Source organism: Serratia sp. CC22-02, assembly GCF_900182895.1.
Lineage (GTDB): Bacteria > Pseudomonadota > Gammaproteobacteria > Enterobacterales > Enterobacteriaceae > Serratia > Serratia nevei.
This window is the reverse complement of sequence record NZ_FXUD01000006.1, coordinates 121869-142313: the sequence shown is the minus strand read 5'-3', so window position 1 is coordinate 142313 and position 20445 is coordinate 121869. Positions and strand designations below refer to the sequence as shown.

Sequence of the window (20445 nt, the reverse complement as noted above, 5' to 3'; positions counted from 1 at the left end):
AATATTCCCGAAAATCGCATCATTAATGTGCAGGAATTCACCGATGTTTGACTGGCAGGATTTAAAACACTTCGTGGCGCTGGCGCGCACCGGTTCGTTGTCGGCGGCAGCGCGGGAGCTGGGTTGCGATCACGCCACCGTCGGGCGACGCGTAGCGGCGCTGGAACAGGCGCTCGGCCTGCGTTTGATCGTACGACTGCCGCGCAGCACGCCCTTGACCCAGGACGGGCAGGCGATTGCCGGGCTGGCGGCGGAGATCGAGGCGCAAAGCCAGGCGATTGCCCGCCATGCGCGCAGCGCCGGCGCAACACCCCAGGCCGGGGTGCGCATCAGTGCGCCGCCGTCGATCGCCGCGCATATTCTCGCGCCGCGCATTGCCGCATTTAACCAGGCTTTTCCACAGATCGTCGTCACGCTGTCGGGTGAATCGGCGCTCGCCGAGCTGGATCGCGGCGAAGCCGACATCGCCGTGCGCATGGTGCGCCCGCAGCAGCCAGAGCTGCTGACGCAGCGCATCGGCATGATGCGCTACGCGCTGTATGCCGCACCGGAGCACGCCGCACTGCCCGACGCGGCGCGCCGCTTTCTCGCCTATGACCATCACTACCAACAGCAGCCGCATCAGCAATGGCTGCAACAGCTGTTGCAGGGGCGTCCGGTGGTTTTTCAGGCCAGCGATCTGTTTTCACTGCAACAAGCGGCGCGTTCAGGGCTGGGTGCCGCCGTTTTGCCGACTTTCGTCGCCGATGGCGATCCGGATCTGGTCCCGTTGCCCACGGCCAATGCCGCGCCAACGCGCGAGCTTTGGCTGGTGACGTATCCCGATTTGGCGCGCACCGCTGCCGTGCGCGCGGTGATGAATTTCCTGGTCGAAACGCTCGGCAAAACGTGCCCATTACCGGCATAAAGCATCAGAATGACTAATATAAATACTGGACAAAAGTCACGCGGGGGATTATTACTGGTCAACACTTAATCGAGAGTAGGGATGGCAGTCATCATGGTGTTGCGTACTGATGTAGGACGGATTCTGATCACCGGCGCCGGCGGCCGGGTAGCCACGGCGTTTCGTCAGGCAATGGGCGATCGCTACGCGCTGCGCCTGGCGGAACGCGACATCAGTCTGCTGAACGATCTGCAACCCGGCGACGAAGTCATCAGCTTCAACATCGCCGATCTCGACGCCTGCCGCGCGGCCTGCGCCAATATCGACACCGTGTTGCACCTGGCGGCCGATCCCTCTCCCGACGCCGACTTCTGCGGCTCGTTGATGGACAACAACATTCTCGGCACCTTCAATATCTTCCGCGCGGCGAAAGACGCCGGCTGCCGCCGGGTGGTGTTCGCCAGCAGCGCGCAGGCGGTGGAAGGCTATCCGCTCGACTATCAAATCCGCCCGGACGACGCGCCGAAACCGAAGAACCTGTACGGCGCCAGTAAAGCCTTCGGCGAAGGCATCGCCGCCTACTTCGCCCATCAGGAAGGGCTTTCCGCCCTGTCGGTGCGCATCGCCAACTTCACTACCCTCAGCCCAGGCGATCGGCTCAGCGCTCGCGACATGAGCGCGTTTCTCAGCCATCGCGACGCCGCCGATCTGCTGGAGCGCTGCATTCGTGTCGAAGGGGTGCAATATGCGGTGGTGCACGGGGTTTCCAATAACCGCTACACGCGTTTATCGCTGGAAGAGACCCGTCGCCTGTTGGGTTACGCCCCGCAGGACGATGCGTTCAGCCTGCTCGGCTTCGAATAGCCAAGACCGGAGAGGAAAACAACGCCGGGCAATACCCGGCGTTTTGGCATAGTTACGGTTTTTCGGCGATCTTGCGCAGATATTCGTTATTTTTAAACGCAATGATGATCATCTCGAACGCCACGCGCACGAACACGCCGCCGACGATGATGCCGAACAGGCCGCGGAAGAACTCGCCGTAGAACATCATGCCGATGCCGCTGATCAACACGCCCAACAGCGCCAGCCAGTAAACGGCGGTGATGATTTTTGGCGTCAGCATCGCGTCGAAGAAGAAGATATTTCTCATGTGGATCTTTCCTTAGGCAGGTCTTTCATTATCCCAGAGGTGCCGTGCAAGCGGCCACCATGTATATACATGGTTAATGATAGCGGCTAAGAGTTGATGCCGAACAGATAAATGGGGACGGGAGAGGATAAGCGTTTATGTTTTATGCGGCTAACGGCGTGCGGCGGATAAAAAACCGCCGCACGCTGTCACTTAGCCGTTGGCGTAAACGACTTTTGCCGCGGTGCGGCTGGTGAACAACACCAACAGCAGCGCCAACCCGGCGATAATCGCCCCCATCACCGGCACGAAGCTGTAGCCCAGACCGGCGGAGACCACCGCGCCACCGGCGGCGGCGCCCAGCGCGTTGCCCAGGTTGAAAGCGCCGATGTTGACCGAAGACGACAGCCCCGGCGCTTCGCTGGCCACGCGCATCACGCGCATCTGCAGCGGCGGCACCACGGCAAAGGTCGCCGCGCCCCAAATCACCATGCTCACCGCGGCGCCGATGTCACTGCGCGCCAGCAGCGGGATCAGCAGCATGATGGCCACCAACAGCAGCAGGAAGCCCTTCAGCGTCGCGCTCTCGGAACGGTCGGCGAACTTGCCGCCGAGGTAGTTGCCGATCGAGAAACCGACGCCGATCAGCACCAGCATCACCGTCACGAACAGCGGCGTCGCCTCGGTGATGTGCTGCAATACCGGCGAAATGTAGGTATAGAGCGTGAACATCGCGCCCGCCCCCAGCACGGTCGTCAGCAGCGCGGTCAGCACCTGCGGCCGCACCAGCACCGACAGCTCGCGTTTCACGTCAGGGCGCGCGCCGGCGCTGCCTTTCGGCAACGAGAACCACAGCCCCAGCATGGCGATCACGCCCAGCCCGGCCGTCGCCAGGAACGACATGCGCCAGCCGATGGTTTCACCCAGCCAGGTCGCGGCGGGCACCCCGCCGATATTGGCGATGGTCAGCCCCATAAACATGGTCGCCACGGCGCTGGCCTGTTTCTCTTTCGGCACCACGCTGGCGGCCACCACCGATCCGAGGCCAAAGAAGGCGCCGTGGTTCAGGCTGGTGATGATGCGCGACAGCATCAGGGTGGTGTAATCCGGCGCGATGGCCGACAGCACGTTGCCCAGGGTAAAGATCGCCATCAGGAAAATCAGCGCGCTTCTGCGCGCCCGGTGCGACAGCAGCAGCGTCATCAGCGGCGCGCCGACCATCACGCCGACGGCGTAGGCGCTGATCAACATGCCGGCCATCGGAATGGAGACGTCCACCCCTTTGGCAATAGTCGGCAGCAAGCCCATGGGAGAGAATTCGGTGGTGCCGATGCCGAACGCCCCCACCGCCAGCGCTAACAAGGGATAATTCACTTTCATGCAACAACTCCGGTTTACCGCTGCCGAAGCGCGGGAACAGTTAAGATGCCGAAAGTATGACATTGATCACAACAAAGATAAGCAGGCGGGAGGCTAAAAGACTTTTGCAAATTTGTTAAAAGTGCGGCGGGAGGGGGCGGACATCAGCGTCCGTCACCGTAGGAATCAAGCCCACCTCATGCCCTCCCGCTACGCACTTTGCCCGAGCGCATTTCGATGTTCCGCTGCAGTTCGCGCAGCCCGCCGGCCAGGAAGCAGGCTTCCGCCAGCACGAACAGCGGGCCGATGATAAGGCCCGTCACATCGTCCATAAACGCCGGTTTTCTCCCCTCCCAGAAATGCCCGACAAACTGAAACAGCCAGCCGATGACGAAGCCGCCGATACCGATGCTCAGCCACGCCGCCGTCGACAGCGACGCCACCCAGGCGCCGAACCCGAGGCACAGCAGCAGCAACGCCAGCATCATGGCGCCAAGGCGCAGATTTAGCCGCAGGTAATAGAAGGCCGCGACGAGCACCACCGCGCAGGCCGGCGAAAACGGCAGCCATCCCGCGTCCCACGCCGGCCGGGAGAGCAGCGCCAGCAGGCTGACGACGATCAGCGGGATGCCGATAAAATGCGTGGCAATATTGCGCGCATCGCGGTGATAGGCGGCATAAGCGGCAAGTTGATCTTCCAGACTTCGCATGTTGACCTCCGGTATGTACGGCCTTCGTCGCCGAACGCGCGCCGCCGCATGCGGCTGCCCTTACCCATAGCTTAGCGCGGGATCACCAAGACCGGTTGGCCAATCTCATCCAGCAGGCCGCGCGTGACGGAGGCGTTCAGCCAGCGCCCCAACGAAGACAGGTGGCGGTGCGAGATGATCAGCAAATCGCAGTTGAACAAAGCCATCTGGTCCGGGATCACCTCGATGGGCGCCCCCGCAGCCAGCAGGCCCTGGGCGTTGAAGCCCATCTGTTGCAACGCCCGCGTCACCTGCCCGACCTGCTTTTCCGCCAGCGCCTCTTCGCGCTGGGCGGCAGGATATTCTTCGCGCTCGTCGCTGTCGAAGCGCAGGCCGCTGCGGCTGAGCGTGAAGGCATTGTCGACCACCGTCAGTACGATCACGCCGCCGATGCTGCCTTGCAGACGCGCCATAAAATCCAGCGCGTTGCCGCTGTGTTCAAAGCAGTCCACCGCCAATAACACTCTCTCAATCATAACCATCCTCATTCGCCCGAGTTACATCGCGCCCTTGAAATTAGCTTCGCCCTTTTTCCAATAACCTTTGGCAAACAAGGCGGCGCGGGAGATGCCCATTTCGTTGATAAAACGCGCCTTCAGATACGCGGCGACCTGGTGTTCGCAGGCCAGCCACACCTGCCCCTCCCCGGCCGGCAGTTCGCAGTGGCTGACGGCCTGCACCAGCGGGCTGTTCATCACGCTGTCGAAATGCCGGGTGCGTATTTGCCAGCTGTTCATCTGCAAAAAGGAGCAATCAACATCCTGAATCTCCTGCGCATCGCCCACTTCGGCGAACCACAGCACCGGCAGCGGGGTAGACAGCGAGGCGAGGATAGTGCGCATGGCGGGCAGCGCGGTCTCATCGCCCAGCAACAGTAGCCAGCGAGTTTGCGGCAACAGCCGGAAGCCGCCGGAGCAAGGGCCGGCGAACCCCAGCTTGTCGCCCGGCATCGCGTCGTGCGCCCAGTTCGACGCCGGGCCTTCGCCGTGCAGCACCATATCGATATCGAAGGTGCGGGCGAGTTTGTCGATGCCGCTCAGGGTGTAGGCCCGCCCGGCCAGCGTGTCGCGCCACGGGAAGAACACCTTGATCCAACTGGCCGGCTCCTGCGCGCGCGGGTCGGCGATAAACTTATCCACATCGTCGCCGCTCAACGTGATGCGGCGGATCCGGGCGGTGACTTGCCGCACGGCGCTCACCCTGGCCTCGCGTTTACGGCGGGTATCCCTTTCCAGCATCTCGTCGACAATCTTATTCAGCGTGTTGTGCATCAGCCTTCTCCTGTGGCGCCGCAGACGGGTAGGTGTGTTCCCAGCCGCCGCCCAGCGCTCGATAGATATTCACCACGGCGATCGCCGTCTCCTCCTGTGAAACAATTTGCGCGGACTGCAGATCCAGCAGCGCGCGCTGCGTGCTCAGAACGTGGATAAAATCGCTGGCGCCGTTCAGATAGCTGTCGCGCGCCAGCGCAAACGCGTGTCGGTTGGCGGCCAGCGCCTCGGCCAGATGCGTCTGGCGGCGCTGCTGGGCGCGGTAACCGGAAAGCGCGTCGTCGATCTCATGCCAAGCGCGCAGCACCGTTTGCTGGTAGGCGATGGCCATTTCCTGCTGCCGGTATTCGCTCAGGCGCACCCGCTGGGTGATTTTCCCCCCGTCGAACAGCGGCAGATACAGGGCGGGGCCGATGGCGAAGGTATGCGTGGACCAGCTGCCCATATCCGCCAGCGCCAATGCCTGGTAGCCCGCGTTGCCGGTCAGCGTGATGCGCGGATAGTAGTCGGCGGTGGCGACGCCAATCTCGGCGGTCGCCTGATGCAAACGCTCCGCCGCTTCGCGAATATCCGGCCGGCGCAATGCCAGATCCGACGGCACACCCATCGGCACCGCGCGCACCAGCGCCGGCAGCGGCCCCGTCGGCGACAACATCGCTTTCAGCGCGCCCGGCCGCTCGCCCAACAGCAGGCTGATGGCGTTGTTCAAGCGTTCCTGTCGATCGAACAGCGTCGGCAGCAGGGCATCTACCTGCGCCAACTGCACCTGCGCCTGATCGATATCCAGTTCGTTGCCCGCACCGCTTTGATAACGGCTTTGCGTCAGCTGCAGCGTGCGCAGCGCCGTGGCGCGGTTTTCCTGCGCCACCGCCAGCTGCTGCTGCGTAGCACGCAGACGCAGATAGTCGCTCGCCACCTCCGCCGTCACCGACGTCAGCAGCGCGCGCCGATTCTCCTGCGAAGCGGCGAAGCCGGCGCGCGCGCTTTCCGATGCGCGACGCAGCTTGCCCCACATGTCCAACTCCCAGGTGGCGCTGAATCCGCCGCGCCAGAGGTTATAATCCGCCTCTCCGCCGTTGCCGGACGGATCCATACTGCCCACCGAGGTGGCGCGCTGGCGCTGATAGGCGCCGTCCAGGCTCAGATCCGGCATCAGCGCCGCCTCGGTCACGCCCAGCAGTGCGCGGCTTTGCTGCATGCGCGCCGTGGCGAGCTGCAGATCCAGGTTGCCGGCCGCCGCGCGCTGCACCAGTTGCGTCAGCGACGCATCGTTGAATATCGACCACCAGGCCACCGGCAGCGCCCCGCCGCCGGCCTGCTGACCCCAGCTCTCGGGCAGCGCGTTTTGCGGCCGAGCGTAGTCCGGCCCTACCGCCCGGCAGCCGCTCAGCGCAATCAACAGCAGCGAGATCACAGCCCTGTTCATTGCACGCCTCCGTCCAGCGTATTGATGCTGACGTCTGCGGACATGCCGACGCGCAGGGCGCTCAGCAAGGCGGCATGCTCTTTATTGATATCGAACACAATCTTCACCGGGATGCGCTGAACGATCTTGGTGAAGTTGCCGGTGGCGTTCTCCGGCGCCACGGCCGCGAAGCTGACGCCGGAAGCCGGCGCAATACTGTCCACCTGCCCTTTCAGCGTTTGGCCGGGAAAGGTATCGATATGGATGTCTACCGACTGCCCGTGCGCAATTTTTTCCAGCTGGGTTTCCTGGTAGTTGGCGATGATGTACAGCTTGTCCTGCGGCACGATGGCCAGCAGCGCATCGCCCGGTTTGACGAACTCCCCGACCCGCAGGCTTTTCTTGCCGACCACACCGCCGATCGGCGCGGTGATGCGGGTATAAGACAGGTTCAGTTCGGCCATCGCTTTCTTCGCCTGCGCCAACATCAGCTCGGCATCGCTGTCCGCCAGCTTGGCTTGTAGCACCTGCTCCATGTTTCGCGCCGCTTTGAGCGTCGCCTCCGCCTGCGCCACATTGGCGGAAAGCGTGTGCACCCGCGTTGTCGCCTGCTGCGCCGCCTGCTGCGAACCCGCGCCGCTGCTGGCCATTCTCTGGTAGCGGTTCTGCTCCTGGCGTGCAAACGCCAGCTCCGCCTGCGCCGCCTGCCGCTCCGCCAGCGCGGCGGCGATCAGCGCGCTCTGGCGGGTGAGGTTAGCCCTGGCGTCGTCCTGCCGGGCGCGGGCCGATTGCTCCTGCGCCGTCGCCTGCGCTAGGGCAACGTTGAATTCACGCGGGTCGATCACCGCCAGCAACTCCCCCTGTTTGACCCACTGATTGTCCCTGACCAACACCTGCGCAATTTCACCGGCAATCTGCGGAGAAATACGCGAGATATCGGCGCGAATATAGGCGTCGTTGGTATTCTGCTGTGTCTCTTTAATAAGGAATTTATTGATTAATAATCCCAGCGTAATGACGGTAACCGCCAATACGGCGACGGCGACTTTCTTGTTAGCCATAAAAGTGACTCCACTTAATATTTATTTCTGATGATAAAATGTCAGGCGGCGACCGAACGCGGCGGATAAATACGGGTCGGCATAAATAAAATCAGCGCGGTCAGTAATAACGCCAGGCCGGCAACCAACAGATAAAGATCGGCGCTGGCCAGCACGTGGCCCTGCCGAGCGGCAAGCTGCGCCAACTGCTCCGCCGACCCCGATGCGCGGCTGTAGGCCGAGCCAAAACCGTCGGCGATCGTGTCGGCGTGATAGTCCCCGCGCTGTCGGCTGAGCAGCGCGATGGCGCCGCCGGCTGCGGTGGCGGCGAAACCCTTCACCGCGTTGAACCAGGCCGCCGCAAACGGCCCGTCGGTCGGCAACAGCCCACCGGTCGCCTGCATCAGCAACGGGATGATCGCCATCGGTTGAGCGACCGCCTGCAACAGCGCGATAACGCGAAACGTGTCGCCGTTCCATTCCGGCGTCAGCTGGGCAGCCAGCACGCAGGCGGTGGCCATCAACAGCAGGCTGATCGCCAGCACCCAGCGGCAATCCACCCGCGGCGTATTGCATATCATGGCAACAATCGGCAGCGTAATTAATTGCGGCAACGCCACCCACAGCATTAAGTCGGAAGTTTGTTCCTGACGATAGCCCTGAATCGCGGATAAATATCCCGACGTGATATTGACCAGCGACACCATAATTAACAGCACGCCACCCAGCGTAATTAAGGAGAAGGACAAATTCCTTTTGCTTAATAGCTGTAAATTAAAAAAGGGCAGCGGGTGGTACCATTCGTTAATCAGAAATAACGCCAATAATCCGCCGCCGCCCAATAATAAAACGTAGATCAGCGGCGAATTCAGCCAGTCGAGCCGCTCCCCCTGTGAAATGCCCACCGTCAGCATGCCGAGCGCCATGCCGCCGAGCAGCAGGCCGCGCCAGTTGAACTGCCGCAGGCGCTCCAGCCGCAGCGGATCCTGTGGCAGACCGTAGCCGATGCACAAGGCGGCGATCGCCATCAGCGGCAGGTTCCAGTAGAAATACCCGCTCCAGCCCCAGTGGAAGGCGAAGGCGGCGGCGGTGGCACCCAGCGTGGCGCTCCAGGCGGAGACCCAGCCGTAGGCGCCCAGCCCCAGCACCTTGATCAGCGGCGGCATAAAACGCAGCACCACCGTCATCAGCATCGGCGGCAACGCGCCGCCGGCGAAGCCCTGCAGGCTGCGCACCGCCAACAGCGTGCCATACTGTTCTCCCAGCCAGGGCGTCAGCAGCCCGCCGGCCAGATAAATACCGCACATCGTCAACGCCACCCGGCGCAGCGAAAAAGTCGGCCAAAAACAGGGCGTGAACCCGGAACCGATCACAAAGCCGGTGACGTAACAGGTGGTCAGCCAACTGCCGGCATCGAAGCTCAGCAGCATGCCGCCCTGTATATCCGCCAGCGCGAACTTGCTGGCGTTTTCCCCCACGCCGCTGGCCATCACCGCCAAAAACACGCCGAACAGCCCCAGCCAGGTGCGGCCATTGATTTCGCCGGCGCTGGCGAGCCATCGATTTTTGTGGTGCGGCGTAACAGACACCTCAACCATTCCCCACTCCTGCTGTTTCAGCCTCAATCTTTGTTGTCGTGGGCAGTATCCGGGCTTATTTCGATTGTTTAAAATGAAATGATGTAATTAACTAGTTGCACAAAACGCAATCCATTGAGCGCACCACCACCGGAGAGGCCATGCCGCAAAAAATTGATTTCAACCTGATCTATGCGCTGAATCTGCTGCTGGAAGAAGGGAGCGTGAGCGGCGCCGCCGAGAAGATGAATCTGAGCGCCCCGGCGATGAGCCGCATTCTGGGGCGCATCCGCCGGCAGTTCGACGATCCGATCATGGTCAGGGCCGGCAAGCATCTGGTGCCGACGCCGCGCGCGCTGGAGTTGAAACGCCAGCTCGGCGAGATCATCGAGCAGGCCGCCGCGCTGATCGCGCCGAGTGAATCCTTCGAGCCCGGCAAGCTGACCCGAACCTTCACCATTCGCGCCAACGACATTTTTATCGGCGCGCTGGCGGGCGGCTTGCTGGAGACGCTGCGGGACATGGCGCCGTTAAGCGGCCTGAAGTTTATCGCCGAAAGCGACGGCGAAGATGACGCGCTGCGCAGCGGCAAGGTGGATCTGGTGATCGGTTCCTCACGCGACTGGCACCCGGAAATTAAGACGCAGAGCCTGTTCACCAGCACCTTTCAGGCGCTAGTGCGCCCTGGTCACCCGATCATCGGCCAGGTAACGCCCGAAACCCTGACCCATTACCCGCATATCAGCGTTTCTCGCCGCGGGCGCACGCAGGGGCCGATCGACGACGCGCTGCGCGATCTTGGCCTGCAGCGCAACGTCGCCCTGACCCTGCCGGGCTTCCATTCGGCGATGATGCTAACCATGAAATCAGACTTTATCCTGCCGCTGCCGCGCCACGTGCTGCAGGGAGTAAGCAACATCCACCTGCCGTTGGCTGAGATCGAGCTGCCGCTCGAGCTGGAATCGGTGTTTATCGTGCAGGCCTGGCATCCGCGCCTCGATCGCGACCCGGCGCACCGCTGGCTGCGGCAGACCATCAAGCAGTTCTTTTTGCAAAGGGAGTGAAGGGGTTAGGTATTGGGGACTTATAGCAAATCGCACTTCAGATATATTATGCTGTTACTAAAATAGCCGCTTAGCTAAATTAGGAAGACATTTCGTATAGTAACCACTAATCATTTACCAACTCAATGAATTTCATATCAATAACACCATGTACTTATCATAGACTAGATAGCTGTTAACAACTTGAAAAAATCATAAGAATAATAAAAATCAACAAAACGTAACAGTCACAATGAGGAAAAAATATGAGTAACGCACTATCTATCACTGAATTATTTACTGACGAAAGTTTCAAGTCAACTATTGAAATATTTGCAAGCATCCTTGGAATATTAGGGAGTATATTCGCGGCAGGAATGATAACACTTAAATATTTAAACAAACCATTAAACGGCGAATCTGAATACTTGAGTAAAGCAGGCATCCCCAATTGGACAATTAGATTGTTCTCCATATCTATTCCTCTAAAAAAAACACCCCAGAACACGTTCATTGATAAAATACTGTCTGGCTTTATTATTTTTTCAGTGACCATTGGGCTTTTATTTGTTTTTCACATGCACATACAAACATTGCGCATTCAAAATGGGTGGACTCTTTTGACGTTAAAAACAACAAATGAAAGCTTCTTTATCACCAACCATTCCGCCAAGGAATCATCTTTTTTTTCCCGTCACCCTTGGTCTATTGACAAAAAACAATGCATTGGAAATAGCAATCAACTAAAAAGAATAAAAAACATCTCTCCAGAGTTGTCATCATTGATTTGCGAAATATTTAATGATGAAAAAAACCAGATTGAACTAAATAAATACATAGATGAAGTAAAAAAAGACAAGATAATTATATACCCAATACTGACCATCATAGAAATCATTCTTTTCTGGTTAATAATCAGTATTTCTCTTACTCTTTCCCTTAAGAGAAAAGTAAGGAACTACATCATCAAACAACAAGAAAGAGCGTATTACTATATCACATAATCGCTTAGATTAAATATTGCGACTTTTCTGGCGCCCCCCTCCTCTTGAACCTGTAAGTAAGACTTACAGGTTGCGTTTTGTTCAAGTTCCGCTTCTTCGTAGATCGCTTTGATGTGTTGCGTAATCGCCTGGGGAGTCACTTGATAAAGATTCGCGATGGTCGCCTGGGGCAACCACAGCGTTTCTTGCTCAAGACGACATTCAACGCGCACTTCGCCATCATCGCTGGCAAACATAACAAACTCACCTGCCGGTGATTGGGTTAAGTGTTTGTCTGCCATGTCGCCTCCGCTTTAATCTGACTTACAACGCTGTAATTCGCTTAGTATGCCAGAGAAGCTCATCGAAGCTCATTACTCGAACAACGGTTATTTTCTCAAAAAAATGTCTGCGAGGTGATTCGCTTGGATAGGATTTTTTTGAATTCAAGAAAGTGTGGGAAACAATAATTTGGCGGAAGATCACAGGAGTCGCACTTGATAAGTAACATAATGTAAAATAGACATATTTTAAAATATCACTTTCAATAAACCCCCAAAAGCACCACCAAATTACCTTGTTAGGAACTTTATGATGGCCGTAACTAAGCGTAGAAAAGATAAATCATAAGCTGTAGCAAGGCGGTGCGGTACGGTACGGTACGGTACGGTACGGTACGTACAAATTTATAAAGTATGTAACAGGGAGAAAGCCAAAACTATTGTTTGACAATTGACATTATATGATGACTCTCCATTTTATCATACAGCATATTTCTTATTACTACCCCAACCCCATGGAGTATACATACCATCACCCTGTAAATACGTAGACAAGAGTCATTTCTTTTCAACTCGTTACCTTATCACTCTTCTTCATTTTTCCAAAGCCAGCCCTTAACAAATATTTCTGATGCAATGGAGGCAATTTATTCAAATCTAGTTCTTTTAAAAACAATTCAACATCAATGTCACCTCTGTATTTTTTCTCGATCTCAATTGCAGTTGAGCGATTGATACCATAAGACATAATCTCAAGAACTATGGGTTTATAACTACCCATTTCAAGCATTGAGGATAAATTTAGAACATAAGCGTACTGCTCTTTTTCATCCTCACTCAAAAATGAAGACACGACATTTGCCCAGAGTGATAGATACTTTACTAGTATAAAGTTCAAGTTTGTACTGATGTGAGTAGTAACAAAGTTAGTAACTGAATCTATAGTTTTATAATCGATATTCTTATTCTTTTGTTTAAATTTTTTCGATAATGTATCCTCGATAAAGAAACTATATTTTTTACCTTGCATCCATTTATGCGAGTCATTGGCCAGTTTTTTATAACTGACATAGAACTTTCTAAAAACTCCATCACCCCTACCCTTGACTTCACCCTCGATATCGAAAATATCATTTAACCTCTGAATAATACTTCTATATTGATGATAATACGACATAACTTCAAATTCAGCATATTCATCTGAAACACCTTCCTTGCTATTGGGGTATTTATTTATCAACCACTTACTTACTCCATCTGACTGTATCATTTTATAGAGCTCATTTTGCTCAATTGGATCGATAAACTGATTTTTATATAGTAGATCCATCGGTATGACCAGTGAACTTCTACATTTCTTCAGCCTACTTGTTAGTAATGCCAGTTCATTAGCACTCAAGATGGTATTGCTGACAATTTTAGAAAAATGTTTCTCATCAACTAGATATTGACTGCGAAGGTACGACACGAGCGGAATAATTTTTTCATCACCACCTTGGGCAATGATACTTGCTCTCGGTAACTCAATATAACTTATGACACTTTCTTTATTTTCGTCAATCTTACGAAGCACTGAGGATTTAATTTCTTTCTTTTCATTGTTTAATATTTTATCCTTACCCCACTCCTCATCTTTGACATCTATACAGAAAATCTCCCCATATAAAGATGAGTTAATTCTTCCAGCTCTCCCTATCAAATTCAAAAACTCAAATTGAGTTAGTTCATAGTTTCCTACTTTCGGAGATAAGATAATTATTCTATCTGCTGGTAGATTGACACCCTGCAATAAAGTTGAGGTACATACAATATTATTAATCACCCCTTCACTGTATAAGTCCTCTACTTCCATTCTGGCAACATCGAGAAGTCCACCATGATGAAAGGCAACACCTTTTTTTAGAGTTCTAATTAAAGAGTATGACGGATGTATTTCATTAGACAAAAATTCTGTAAGATCATTTATACGATCATTATCACTAATCTCTTCAACAGATTCACCTTCCGAGATTTTAATAGCCCAATTCTCCGCATAATTCTTTCTCGGGGAGTAAATTATATTTTGATCTTCGCTATTAAACATAGAAATGATATGTGATAAAGCAATACCTCGTTGCCCAGTTAGTTTTGAGTACAATCCTTTACCTAGATTAAACTCGCTGTCTATAATATTTCCTGACGGGCTAATTATTTTATAACCTACTGTTTTAGTTCTTGGAGATACTGTAAGTACAACCTTCATTTGTAACACAGGTGTAGCTGATGTTTTTTGTTCAACTATTTTTATATCAGTTATTTTCCCAAGTGATGCTTTCAAATTCTCTATATATGGGCCAGCCATTACAAATTGCGTACTTTTCCAAATCTGAGTCATCCTGTAAATAACATTTTCATATACACTTCCTCTACTATTATCTTCAATATTTTGCACTTCATCAAAGAAAACAACCGTCGGTTCCTTTGATGTTTTCTCTTGTAATAATTTTAAGCAACGCTCAGGTGTTAAAACATATATGACTTTTTTATGGTTCTCACTAATATCTCTATACGTAGTTATTACTGTAGCTATCCCCATCAATGCCTTCGATAACTCATTACTAACTTGATTTATAAGAGCTTTTGAAGGGACTATGTATATAAACTCGCCTTCATCATATGTGCTAGTTAGTTCAATTATATATTTTTTAATAATGAAAGACTTTCCAGATGATGTGGGTGCAGATATTGCTAGATTATCCTTACCCACCAAAGAAAGCCAAAGATTCTTCTGAAAGTCAGTAAAGTAAATTTTTGTTTCATCTTTAAATTTTTTTTCTAAGCTAATTCTCTTTCCTACTAATTCAAAGTTCATAAATGAACCAAAATCACTATTATACTTCCCATCTGAAATTATGCTTGGGAGATGTTTTGTTGAAACAATATTCCCTGCTCTAGATTGTAATATATAACAAGTTCTTTGATACATCTCATTGTTTTCATCATAGAGATACAACAGGGCGCCGAACGAACTAGCTATATTCTTCTCATGTTCGCCACCCAACGCCGCAATAGAAGCCAGCCAAACAGCCTTCTTTATTTTTTCTGAAGTTAAATTCTCAGACGAAAACTTTTCACCTCTATTTTTAATGAACAGTGAATTTAGTAAATCATCAAAAACAACTATAAAATCATTATGTTGTATTGCTTGAGTGTACGTAGAATTCATTAAAATAACTCTCTATTAAAAATACAGTTATACATACAACTAGTTTTTCTTTTTTGTCCCTGTAGTCTTAACTACTCTTTTAGTTTTGTTTTTCTTTACTGGTTCTTTAAACTCAATTGCATGAATAGCCTTATATAAGGTCTTTTTAAAATGAGAGACATCGGTCATAGGAATTAAGAAAAAGTCTAAAATATAGCTAGCCATTTTTGGATATCGCTTATATTTCGAGCTAATTATCTGACATATTTCATTTCTCTTAGTTTCTAACCACGCAGAAAAAAGAGCTTCAGCATCAGACTTTGTCATTGAGTCCACTTGAATTTTTTCAAGATATTCATCCTGAAAAATAATGAGTACCGGATGAGTCTTTACACATTCATTATACAATTCAGTTCCTGGGGTGAAAGCCTTATAGATCAAATCCAGAGTGTCAATATCAAAGTTCTTTGATATATTCGACCTCGCAATAAACATTTCATGAGACAAAGCAGAGCCAGAATACGCCTCATTGAATCTATTTAAAGAATCAAAAGCACTTTCTAAAGCCTGGGAAAAATCACTATATATCTTAGACTCACCGATCAAGATTGATAGCCGCCCGCCATAATCACCAAAAAATATTCCATCTCCACCTTTGACCTGATCATTAACATTAGTTAGCGATGTTATTTTATGTGTTACCATAGGAGTTCTTAAAACAAACTCAGATAATGCATATAGAATCAGTTCACCATACTTACCATCTACTATAGGGTTCGTATCACCGAAAAACTCCGCAGCTTTACGAAAAGGAATGATCCCTTCCTTGCGCATCTCGGCTAATGATGCCTCATCAAAAACATAATGCTCTATAGAATCAGCTATCCTGCCAGCAAGTGTTAAAACCTCTTGATGAAGACCAGCATAGGGTACAGAGTAAAATCTAGCAGTTATTTTCTTTTCACTATTAATCGGATGTACATGCAGATGCTTCTCAATCCAGCCATGGTTAGCAACTATTAATTCTGACCAGTCAATACCCTTCAACTTATCGATATCTTCCATATGGACGTCCGCATTTCAGCACAAGAAATTAGCACTATCTTTGCTTACTTCTCACATTGTAACAACTGATCATATAAACATGATTATAAACACAGTTTTAGCAATTTATCCTAAATTATGCTTCGTATGCATTGCGCGCAATGCTATCCCCGCCTCGCCTGCCCGCTTCTTGTGTCGCTTTTCATGCAGTTGCACGATGGCCCGCAAACCGCGCCAGCACTGGGGCGGCAGGGAGACCGTAAGGGTATTATAGGCATGCAAATTCATGCACCCTATGCATGCATGCTCAAAATGAGAGGCCCGCCAGAGAAAAATCAACAAAAAGCGGAAAGAGAAGGCAATAAAAAACGCCCCTTAATAAAGGAGCGGATGCTATTAATCAATGTAGACAATTATTATTCCCGTAACGGTTCAACGTTCGGTGTTCCGGCGGCGGAATAGTTTCCGGGGGTATAGGTTGCCGGATCACATGCTCAATACTTTCCCGCGTCTTAAAGGTGCTGGAGCAGTCAATATTCTGGCACTGGTAATAAGCCTCTTTGGTCTGTTCCGTCAAATAGCGGCTGGTTCGGGTATGTGCGCCGCTGCGGCAGAAAGGACAGCGCATCATGGTTATTCCTCCTCTTCCGCTTTGGCTTGTTTGCGGGCAGCGATTTCCTTGCCGAGTTTGATCCGTGCGGCCGGACTGTTAATTAGCCTCTGGTCAAGGCCACTGAAATCCGGGCCATACAACCCAATCGCCTCAAGAATAGGGTCACTCTCCGTGCTCAGGTGGAAATTAGCGGCGCGTTCAACCAGTGCCTGCATAACTTCCTGCATCACGACACCGTGTGGATCTCGCGCGCACAGGTTGTTGTTATGGAACTGCTGTTCATCGTGGCCGAGACGCGACTGGGCATGGAGTCGCAAAGCAACCGCGCGGATCAGGATTGAGGCTTGATCCAACGCAACCTCCAGCGTCATTTCGGAGTAAGTGCGCAAAAGCGCGCGGTGCTTCTGGTCATAAGCACTGGCGGCGTTGCAGACCGCAACCATCGCCTCTTCCTTATCATCTTCCAGTTCGGCCAGCAGCCCGTCGTATTCATTCACCAGTTCACGTTTGATGATGCGTTGGGTATGCAGGTCTTGCATCTCCGGCGTCAGTTCGCCTTTTGCTTTGCGGAACCGCTTACGCCAGCCTTTGTCGTCCATGACGGCCTGCTCTTCCGCTGCGCGTTTCTTATCGTGTGTGGTCGCAATGACCTGACGGATATCATTCAGCTCCGTTTTCTTTTTGTAAAAACTGCTACGTGCGTCATCAAAGCCGGGTTGTTGCTGCAACAAGCGTTCAGACAGTGCGACAAGCGGGGTCTTGGTGGTCATCGAAAAAAACTCCAGTTCGTTATGTTGTGTGAACAGTGTCCGATAACCGGCACAACCGCTCAATCAAACACGGTTGTCACTCCGGCTACACAACGTGGCCTTTTTTCAATGGGTTAGGTGACACTTTGGGGGAAAGAATGGCCCGCCAGAGAAGGGGCGTTTCGGTGAATCGGCCTATGCCTTTATCGATTTGCGGGGGTAACAGGGGTTACACAGGTTACAGAGATGATTTGAAAGGAAAAAATGTGTTACCCCGGTGGAAATTGCCAGGGTAACACCGGGTAACAGGGTGAAAAAACACCGACGTTGTTACCCCTGTTACCCCAACCAAAACAAAAGGGGTAACAGATTTTCTCCAGTGATTACAACGCTGTAACCCCTGTTACCTCTGTTACCCCTTAATAATAAGACTCGCGTAAAGCCTTACCCTAAGACGTCACTGGTGAAGACATACAGCTTCTTGACGCCCATCTCTGGCGGGCGGGTGGCCGTTTGCATTTTGCCGTCCTTGGCCGGAACCAGAAAACCGGCTTCCGCACACAACCTTGCCACCTTCCGCGCATCATAGCCTTTGCAGATTTCTTTCCAGCCGGACGGCATCACATAGAACGTCGTCACCGCCTCCACCTGCCGGGCATGGTTGCCTTTCTCCACCTTGCGCCAACCCACCATGTTGCCGGGGCGGTTCATCTCGTTATGCCAGTCGGCAAAGCGGCTGAACTGCCCGGCCGTGAAGAAGGTGCGCACCTGCTCCAGCGCGGCAATGTCCTCCTGATTGGCACTGTGGCCCCGGTCAGCCAGCCATGCCCGCATACAGGTCTGGGTTGCCCGCAGCGCTTCCCCCTCCGGCCAGCCGGTGATGCCGAGTCGCGTCGCCAGCTCCCCGGCCATGGCAACCAGCGCAAAGCGGTTGATGGCTCGCCCGACCTGATTACCGGCGTTATCCGGCATCAGCAACTGGGTGTATTCCTTCATCAGCACCTTGGCGCTGGCCGTCATGCCGTTCAGGTCGGCGGTGAGGGCTTTCAGCCAGGCGCGGAACGGCGTGCCGTACACCGTCGCGGTAGCAACTTCAAAATGCTCCGCCAGCGCCTTGCCGCTGTCGAACCCGTGCAGGCTTTCAAATACGCCGTATTTGCCGGAGTCACTCGGTATCTGGAGCATCCGCACTTCCATCCCGGCAAACGTCCGTTCGCCGGCACGGGCGGCGTGCTCGGTAAGCGACAGTTCCCCGGTAGAGAAGAACAACAGCCGCCACTGCTTGCGGGCGCGTAACTCACCATCGGTGCCTGCCCGCCCCTTGCCTTGGCCGTTCGCCAGCATATAGGCGATGTTTCCGGCCTCGCGGCCGTCCACCTCCCGGATTTCATCGAGCATCATCGCTGCGTCGTTACGGCGGCTGGCGGTGCCTTCCAGCGCATTACCGGTGGAGCGCCATGTGTGCCAGTAGTCTGGGCCACCGCACACCGAGGTGGCCGCCTTCATGGTGGTGGTCTTTCCGTCGGTGGATTCGCCCTTGAGGTGATACCCGCCGCCGTCCATTCCCACCAGTCGTAGCAGCGGCGCGGCAAATGCCAGACTGACCGCAAAGGCCACGCGGGAGTTGCCGACACAGTACCGGCCAATCTGCTCCTGCCAGTCGTCCAGCGTCCCGGCCACGCGAAAATCTTTGCCCTGCACGCTGGCGGTTTGCAGTATCACCGCTTCCGCACCGTCGCCGATCACCTCGTCCTGCAACACATACACATCGCCGTGCCACCCGGTTTTATTCACGCAGGTGACTTTGCGCTCCGGCTTGCACAGGGAGATGTATTCCATCAGCCGGGCGCGGGCCTCGCCGGTGGTGCTGATGTACGACAGGCCGTTGACCAGCAGGATACGGCGCAGCTCTTCGCCGCTGCCGCTCAGCATCTCCATCGGCATCGCCCATTTACGCGGCTGGCCGTAGGTGTCCTCCCATTCCAGCAAACGGCCGAAGTTGCCGCCGTCGGCGTCGCAGGTGATGGCCGTCACCCGCAACGGGTTGCTGATTTTGATGTTGCGGATTTCGGTGTCGCCGTCTGACTTCTGCACCTGCTTGTCAAACCACAGGTATTCCTGCGTCAGCCGAAAGCCCTGCGGTAGCTTCACCGCCGACTTACCCAGTTGCACCAGCTCTTCGTTAAATGCCTCCTTGGCGCGCACCGGGCCGTTTTCCTGCATAAAGTCGTTCCAGTCCGCCTTATGGCGGGTCGGCGGCAGCGTCACGCAGCCGTTGACGACCTTGGCGGCTTTCTCCGCCCAGACTTTGCCGGTGTTCTCTTTGCCGTCGTAGAAGTCATTGTCTCCGGCGATGACGATACGGGCCTGCGGCCAGCGGGCGTGCACCGCCTGTGCCACGTTCGGCAGATTGCTGGCCGAGATGGCGGCCACCACCCAGCCTGCGGCGAGCTGAGCGGCCGTCAGCGCGGTGGCGTAGCCTTCGGTGATAATCACCTGCGTCGGCGGCGCGTCGCTCTGTGGGGACGCACTGAGGGCGATAAATGCCCCCTTTTGCACCGTCCCCGGCAACAGCCGCTTATCACCCAGCGGAGAAATCAACTGCGCGCCCGTCACGGCGCCGTGGATGTCCGTCAGCGCCAGCAGCAGCGACCCCGGCGGAAAGTCCACACCGCCGCTTTTGCGGGCCGTGGTGGTCAGCGGCTGCGGCAGGCTGGCAAACCCCTTGCCGGTGAGATACTCGCTTTGCCCCTCTGTGCAGGCGGCCAGCCACTGCGCTACCGTGTCGGCCACCGCCGGTGCCGGTTTGACGGCTTTTCTTCTGGCGGGCTTGGGCGGCTGTTGCTGCACCTGACTCAGTTGCAGCACGTCGGCCACTTCGTTGACGGCCTGACCGAGGCTGAGGCCGTTGACCTTCGCCACCAAGTCCAGTCCGTCGCCGTGTGTGCAGTGTGTGCAAATCCAGCGGCCGTCGCCGTTCTTGTCGTCCATGCGAAACGGCTTGGTGCCGCCGCACGACGGGCAGGGGCCGTGCTGACCGTGAGGGGGTACCGTGACCCCCAGCAGCGGAAAAATAACGTCCCAGCGGCCGCGGGCGGCCTGTTTGGTCTGTTCTAACTTGGTCATTGC

Annotated in this window: 18 protein-coding genes and 1 pseudogene; 5 read left to right on the top strand and 14 right to left on the bottom strand. The window is 54.1% G+C overall.

Annotation, left to right across the window (positions count from 1 at the left end; genetic code table 11):
* Positions 1-43 precede the first annotated feature (43 nt).
* Together QOL81_RS19305 and QOL81_RS19300 are read left to right on the top strand one after the other, a co-directional pair.
* Entirely contained in the window at positions 44-907 is an 864-nt protein-coding gene (locus QOL81_RS19305; RefSeq protein WP_033636600.1) for a LysR family transcriptional regulator, read from the top strand.
* A 93-nt stretch (positions 908-1000) separates the two neighbouring features.
* Entirely contained in the window at positions 1001-1750 is a 750-nt protein-coding gene (locus QOL81_RS19300) for an NAD-dependent epimerase/dehydratase family protein (RefSeq protein ID WP_159318815.1), read from the top strand.
* Positions 1751-1802: 52 nt separating this feature from the next.
* On the opposite strand, the gene QOL81_RS19295 is transcribed toward QOL81_RS19300, so the two are convergent.
* The 8 genes from QOL81_RS19295 to QOL81_RS19260 all read right to left on the bottom strand — a co-directional run bounded on the left by QOL81_RS19295 (position 1803) and on the right by QOL81_RS19260 (position 9440).
* Positions 1803-2039, bottom strand: a complete 237-nt coding sequence (locus QOL81_RS19295) for a DUF4282 domain-containing protein (RefSeq protein ID WP_019452598.1) — start codon at positions 2037-2039, stop codon at positions 1803-1805.
* Positions 2040-2231: 192 nt separating this feature from the next.
* Positions 2232-3398 carry an MFS transporter gene (locus QOL81_RS19290; RefSeq protein WP_039568202.1) on the bottom strand — a complete coding sequence of 389 codons (1167 nt, stop codon included), beginning with the start codon at positions 3396-3398 and terminating at the stop codon, positions 2232-2234.
* Positions 3399-3574: 176 nt separating this feature from the next.
* Positions 3575-4087, bottom strand: a complete 513-nt coding sequence (locus QOL81_RS19285; protein ID WP_283439991.1) for an Mpo1 family 2-hydroxy fatty acid dioxygenase — start codon at positions 4085-4087, stop codon at positions 3575-3577.
* Positions 4088-4158: 71 nt separating this feature from the next.
* Positions 4159-4602: a universal stress protein gene (locus QOL81_RS19280; RefSeq protein ID WP_060424270.1), complete on the bottom strand. Its 444-nt coding sequence runs from the start codon at positions 4600-4602 to the stop codon at positions 4159-4161.
* A 21-nt stretch (positions 4603-4623) separates the two neighbouring features.
* On the bottom strand, positions 4624-5397 hold the full coding sequence (locus tag QOL81_RS19275; protein WP_060424273.1) for a siderophore-interacting protein: 774 nt from the start codon (positions 5395-5397) through the stop codon (positions 4624-4626).
* A complete protein-coding gene (locus QOL81_RS19270) occupies positions 5378-6823 on the bottom strand; it encodes an efflux transporter outer membrane subunit (RefSeq protein ID WP_283439990.1) in 1446 nt (481 codons plus the stop codon). Before QOL81_RS19270 ends, QOL81_RS19275 begins: the two co-directional genes overlap by 20 nt.
* The gene (locus QOL81_RS19265; protein WP_060424277.1) at positions 6820-7863 is read right to left on the bottom strand and encodes an HlyD family secretion protein; all 1044 of its coding nucleotides are present in this window, start codon (positions 7861-7863) and stop codon (positions 6820-6822) included. The genes QOL81_RS19270 and QOL81_RS19265 overlap by 4 nt, the downstream gene beginning before the upstream one ends.
* A 41-nt stretch (positions 7864-7904) precedes the next feature.
* Positions 7905-9440 (bottom strand): MFS transporter, encoded by a 1536-nt coding sequence (locus QOL81_RS19260; RefSeq protein WP_060441235.1) that lies wholly within the window; start codon positions 9438-9440, stop codon positions 7905-7907.
* 140 nt (positions 9441-9580) lie between these two features.
* On the opposite strand from QOL81_RS19260, the gene QOL81_RS19255 reads away from it, so the two are divergent.
* A complete protein-coding gene (locus QOL81_RS19255) occupies positions 9581-10483 on the top strand; it encodes a LysR family transcriptional regulator (protein WP_060424403.1) in 903 nt (300 codons plus the stop codon).
* Positions 10484-10728: 245 nt separating this feature from the next.
* Positions 10729-11466: a DUF6216 family protein gene (locus QOL81_RS19250; RefSeq protein ID WP_283439989.1), complete on the top strand. Its 738-nt coding sequence runs from the start codon at positions 10729-10731 to the stop codon at positions 11464-11466.
* A gap of 35 nt (positions 11467-11501) precedes the next feature.
* On the opposite strand, the pseudogene QOL81_RS19245 reads toward QOL81_RS19250, so the two are convergent.
* The 3 genes and pseudogenes from QOL81_RS19245 to QOL81_RS19235 form a co-directional block, all read right to left on the bottom strand.
* Positions 11502-11747 (bottom strand): annotated as a pseudogene (locus QOL81_RS19245) (virulence RhuM family protein); the annotation flags it as partial.
* 547 nt (positions 11748-12294) lie between these two features.
* On the bottom strand, positions 12295-14931 hold the full coding sequence (locus tag QOL81_RS19240) for a DEAD/DEAH box helicase (RefSeq protein ID WP_208093653.1): 2637 nt from the start codon (positions 14929-14931) through the stop codon (positions 12295-12297).
* 39 nt (positions 14932-14970) lie between these two features.
* Entirely contained in the window at positions 14971-15975 is a 1005-nt protein-coding gene (locus tag QOL81_RS19235) for a Hachiman antiphage defense system protein HamA (RefSeq protein WP_208093654.1), read from the bottom strand.
* Between the two features lie 183 nt (positions 15976-16158).
* On the opposite strand from QOL81_RS19235, the gene QOL81_RS19230 reads away from it, so the two are divergent.
* Entirely contained in the window at positions 16159-16416 is a 258-nt protein-coding gene (locus QOL81_RS19230) for a hypothetical protein (RefSeq protein WP_208093662.1), read from the top strand.
* Here the strand turns inward: QOL81_RS19230 and QOL81_RS19225 are convergent.
* From QOL81_RS19225 to QOL81_RS19215, 3 genes are all read right to left on the bottom strand, one after another.
* Entirely contained in the window at positions 16355-16585 is a 231-nt protein-coding gene (locus QOL81_RS19225) for an ogr/Delta-like zinc finger family protein (protein WP_208093655.1), read from the bottom strand. The two genes, QOL81_RS19230 and QOL81_RS19225, sit on opposite strands and share 62 nt — an antisense overlap.
* Before the next feature lie 2 nt (positions 16586-16587).
* A complete protein-coding gene (gene sid, locus QOL81_RS19220; RefSeq protein ID WP_208093656.1) occupies positions 16588-17337 on the bottom strand; it encodes a capsid size-determining scaffold Sid in 750 nt (249 codons plus the stop codon).
* A gap of 423 nt (positions 17338-17760) precedes the next feature.
* The gene (locus QOL81_RS19215) at positions 17761-20442 is read right to left on the bottom strand and encodes a TOPRIM and DUF927 domain-containing protein (RefSeq protein ID WP_208093657.1); all 2682 of its coding nucleotides are present in this window, start codon (positions 20440-20442) and stop codon (positions 17761-17763) included.
* Positions 20443-20445: the final 3 nt, after the last annotated feature.

Coding starts and splice junctions, on each gene's coding strand:
- QOL81_RS19305 (WP_033636600.1), top strand. CDS start 44: ATGTTTGACTGGCAGGATTTAAAACACTTCGTGGCGCTGGCGCGCACC.
- QOL81_RS19300 (WP_159318815.1), top strand. CDS start 1,001: ATGGTGTTGCGTACTGATGTAGGACGGATTCTGATCACCGGCGCCGGC.
- QOL81_RS19295 (WP_019452598.1), bottom strand. CDS start 2,039: ATGAGAAATATCTTCTTCTTCGACGCGATGCTGACGCCAAAAATCATC.
- QOL81_RS19290 (WP_039568202.1), bottom strand. CDS start 3,398: ATGAAAGTGAATTATCCCTTGTTAGCGCTGGCGGTGGGGGCGTTCGGC.
- QOL81_RS19285 (WP_283439991.1), bottom strand. CDS start 4,087: ATGCGAAGTCTGGAAGATCAACTTGCCGCTTATGCCGCCTATCACCGC.
- QOL81_RS19280 (WP_060424270.1), bottom strand. CDS start 4,602: ATGATTGAGAGAGTGTTATTGGCGGTGGACTGCTTTGAACACAGCGGC.
- QOL81_RS19275 (WP_060424273.1), bottom strand. CDS start 5,397: ATGCACAACACGCTGAATAAGATTGTCGACGAGATGCTGGAAAGGGAT.
- QOL81_RS19270 (WP_283439990.1), bottom strand. CDS start 6,823: ATGAACAGGGCTGTGATCTCGCTGCTGTTGATTGCGCTGAGCGGCTGC.
- QOL81_RS19265 (WP_060424277.1), bottom strand. CDS start 7,863: ATGGCTAACAAGAAAGTCGCCGTCGCCGTATTGGCGGTTACCGTCATT.
- QOL81_RS19260 (WP_060441235.1), bottom strand. CDS start 9,440: ATGGTTGAGGTGTCTGTTACGCCGCACCACAAAAATCGATGGCTCGCC.
- QOL81_RS19255 (WP_060424403.1), top strand. CDS start 9,581: ATGCCGCAAAAAATTGATTTCAACCTGATCTATGCGCTGAATCTGCTG.
- QOL81_RS19250 (WP_283439989.1), top strand. CDS start 10,729: ATGAGTAACGCACTATCTATCACTGAATTATTTACTGACGAAAGTTTC.
- QOL81_RS19240 (WP_208093653.1), bottom strand. CDS start 14,931: ATGAATTCTACGTACACTCAAGCAATACAACATAATGATTTTATAGTT.
- QOL81_RS19235 (WP_208093654.1), bottom strand. CDS start 15,975: ATGGAAGATATCGATAAGTTGAAGGGTATTGACTGGTCAGAATTAATA.
- QOL81_RS19230 (WP_208093662.1), top strand. CDS start 16,159: ATGCAGTTGCACGATGGCCCGCAAACCGCGCCAGCACTGGGGCGGCAG.
- QOL81_RS19225 (WP_208093655.1), bottom strand. CDS start 16,585: ATGATGCGCTGTCCTTTCTGCCGCAGCGGCGCACATACCCGAACCAGC.
- sid (WP_208093656.1), bottom strand. CDS start 17,337: ATGACCACCAAGACCCCGCTTGTCGCACTGTCTGAACGCTTGTTGCAG.
- QOL81_RS19215 (WP_208093657.1), bottom strand. CDS start 20,442: ATGACCAAGTTAGAACAGACCAAACAGGCCGCCCGCGGCCGCTGGGAC.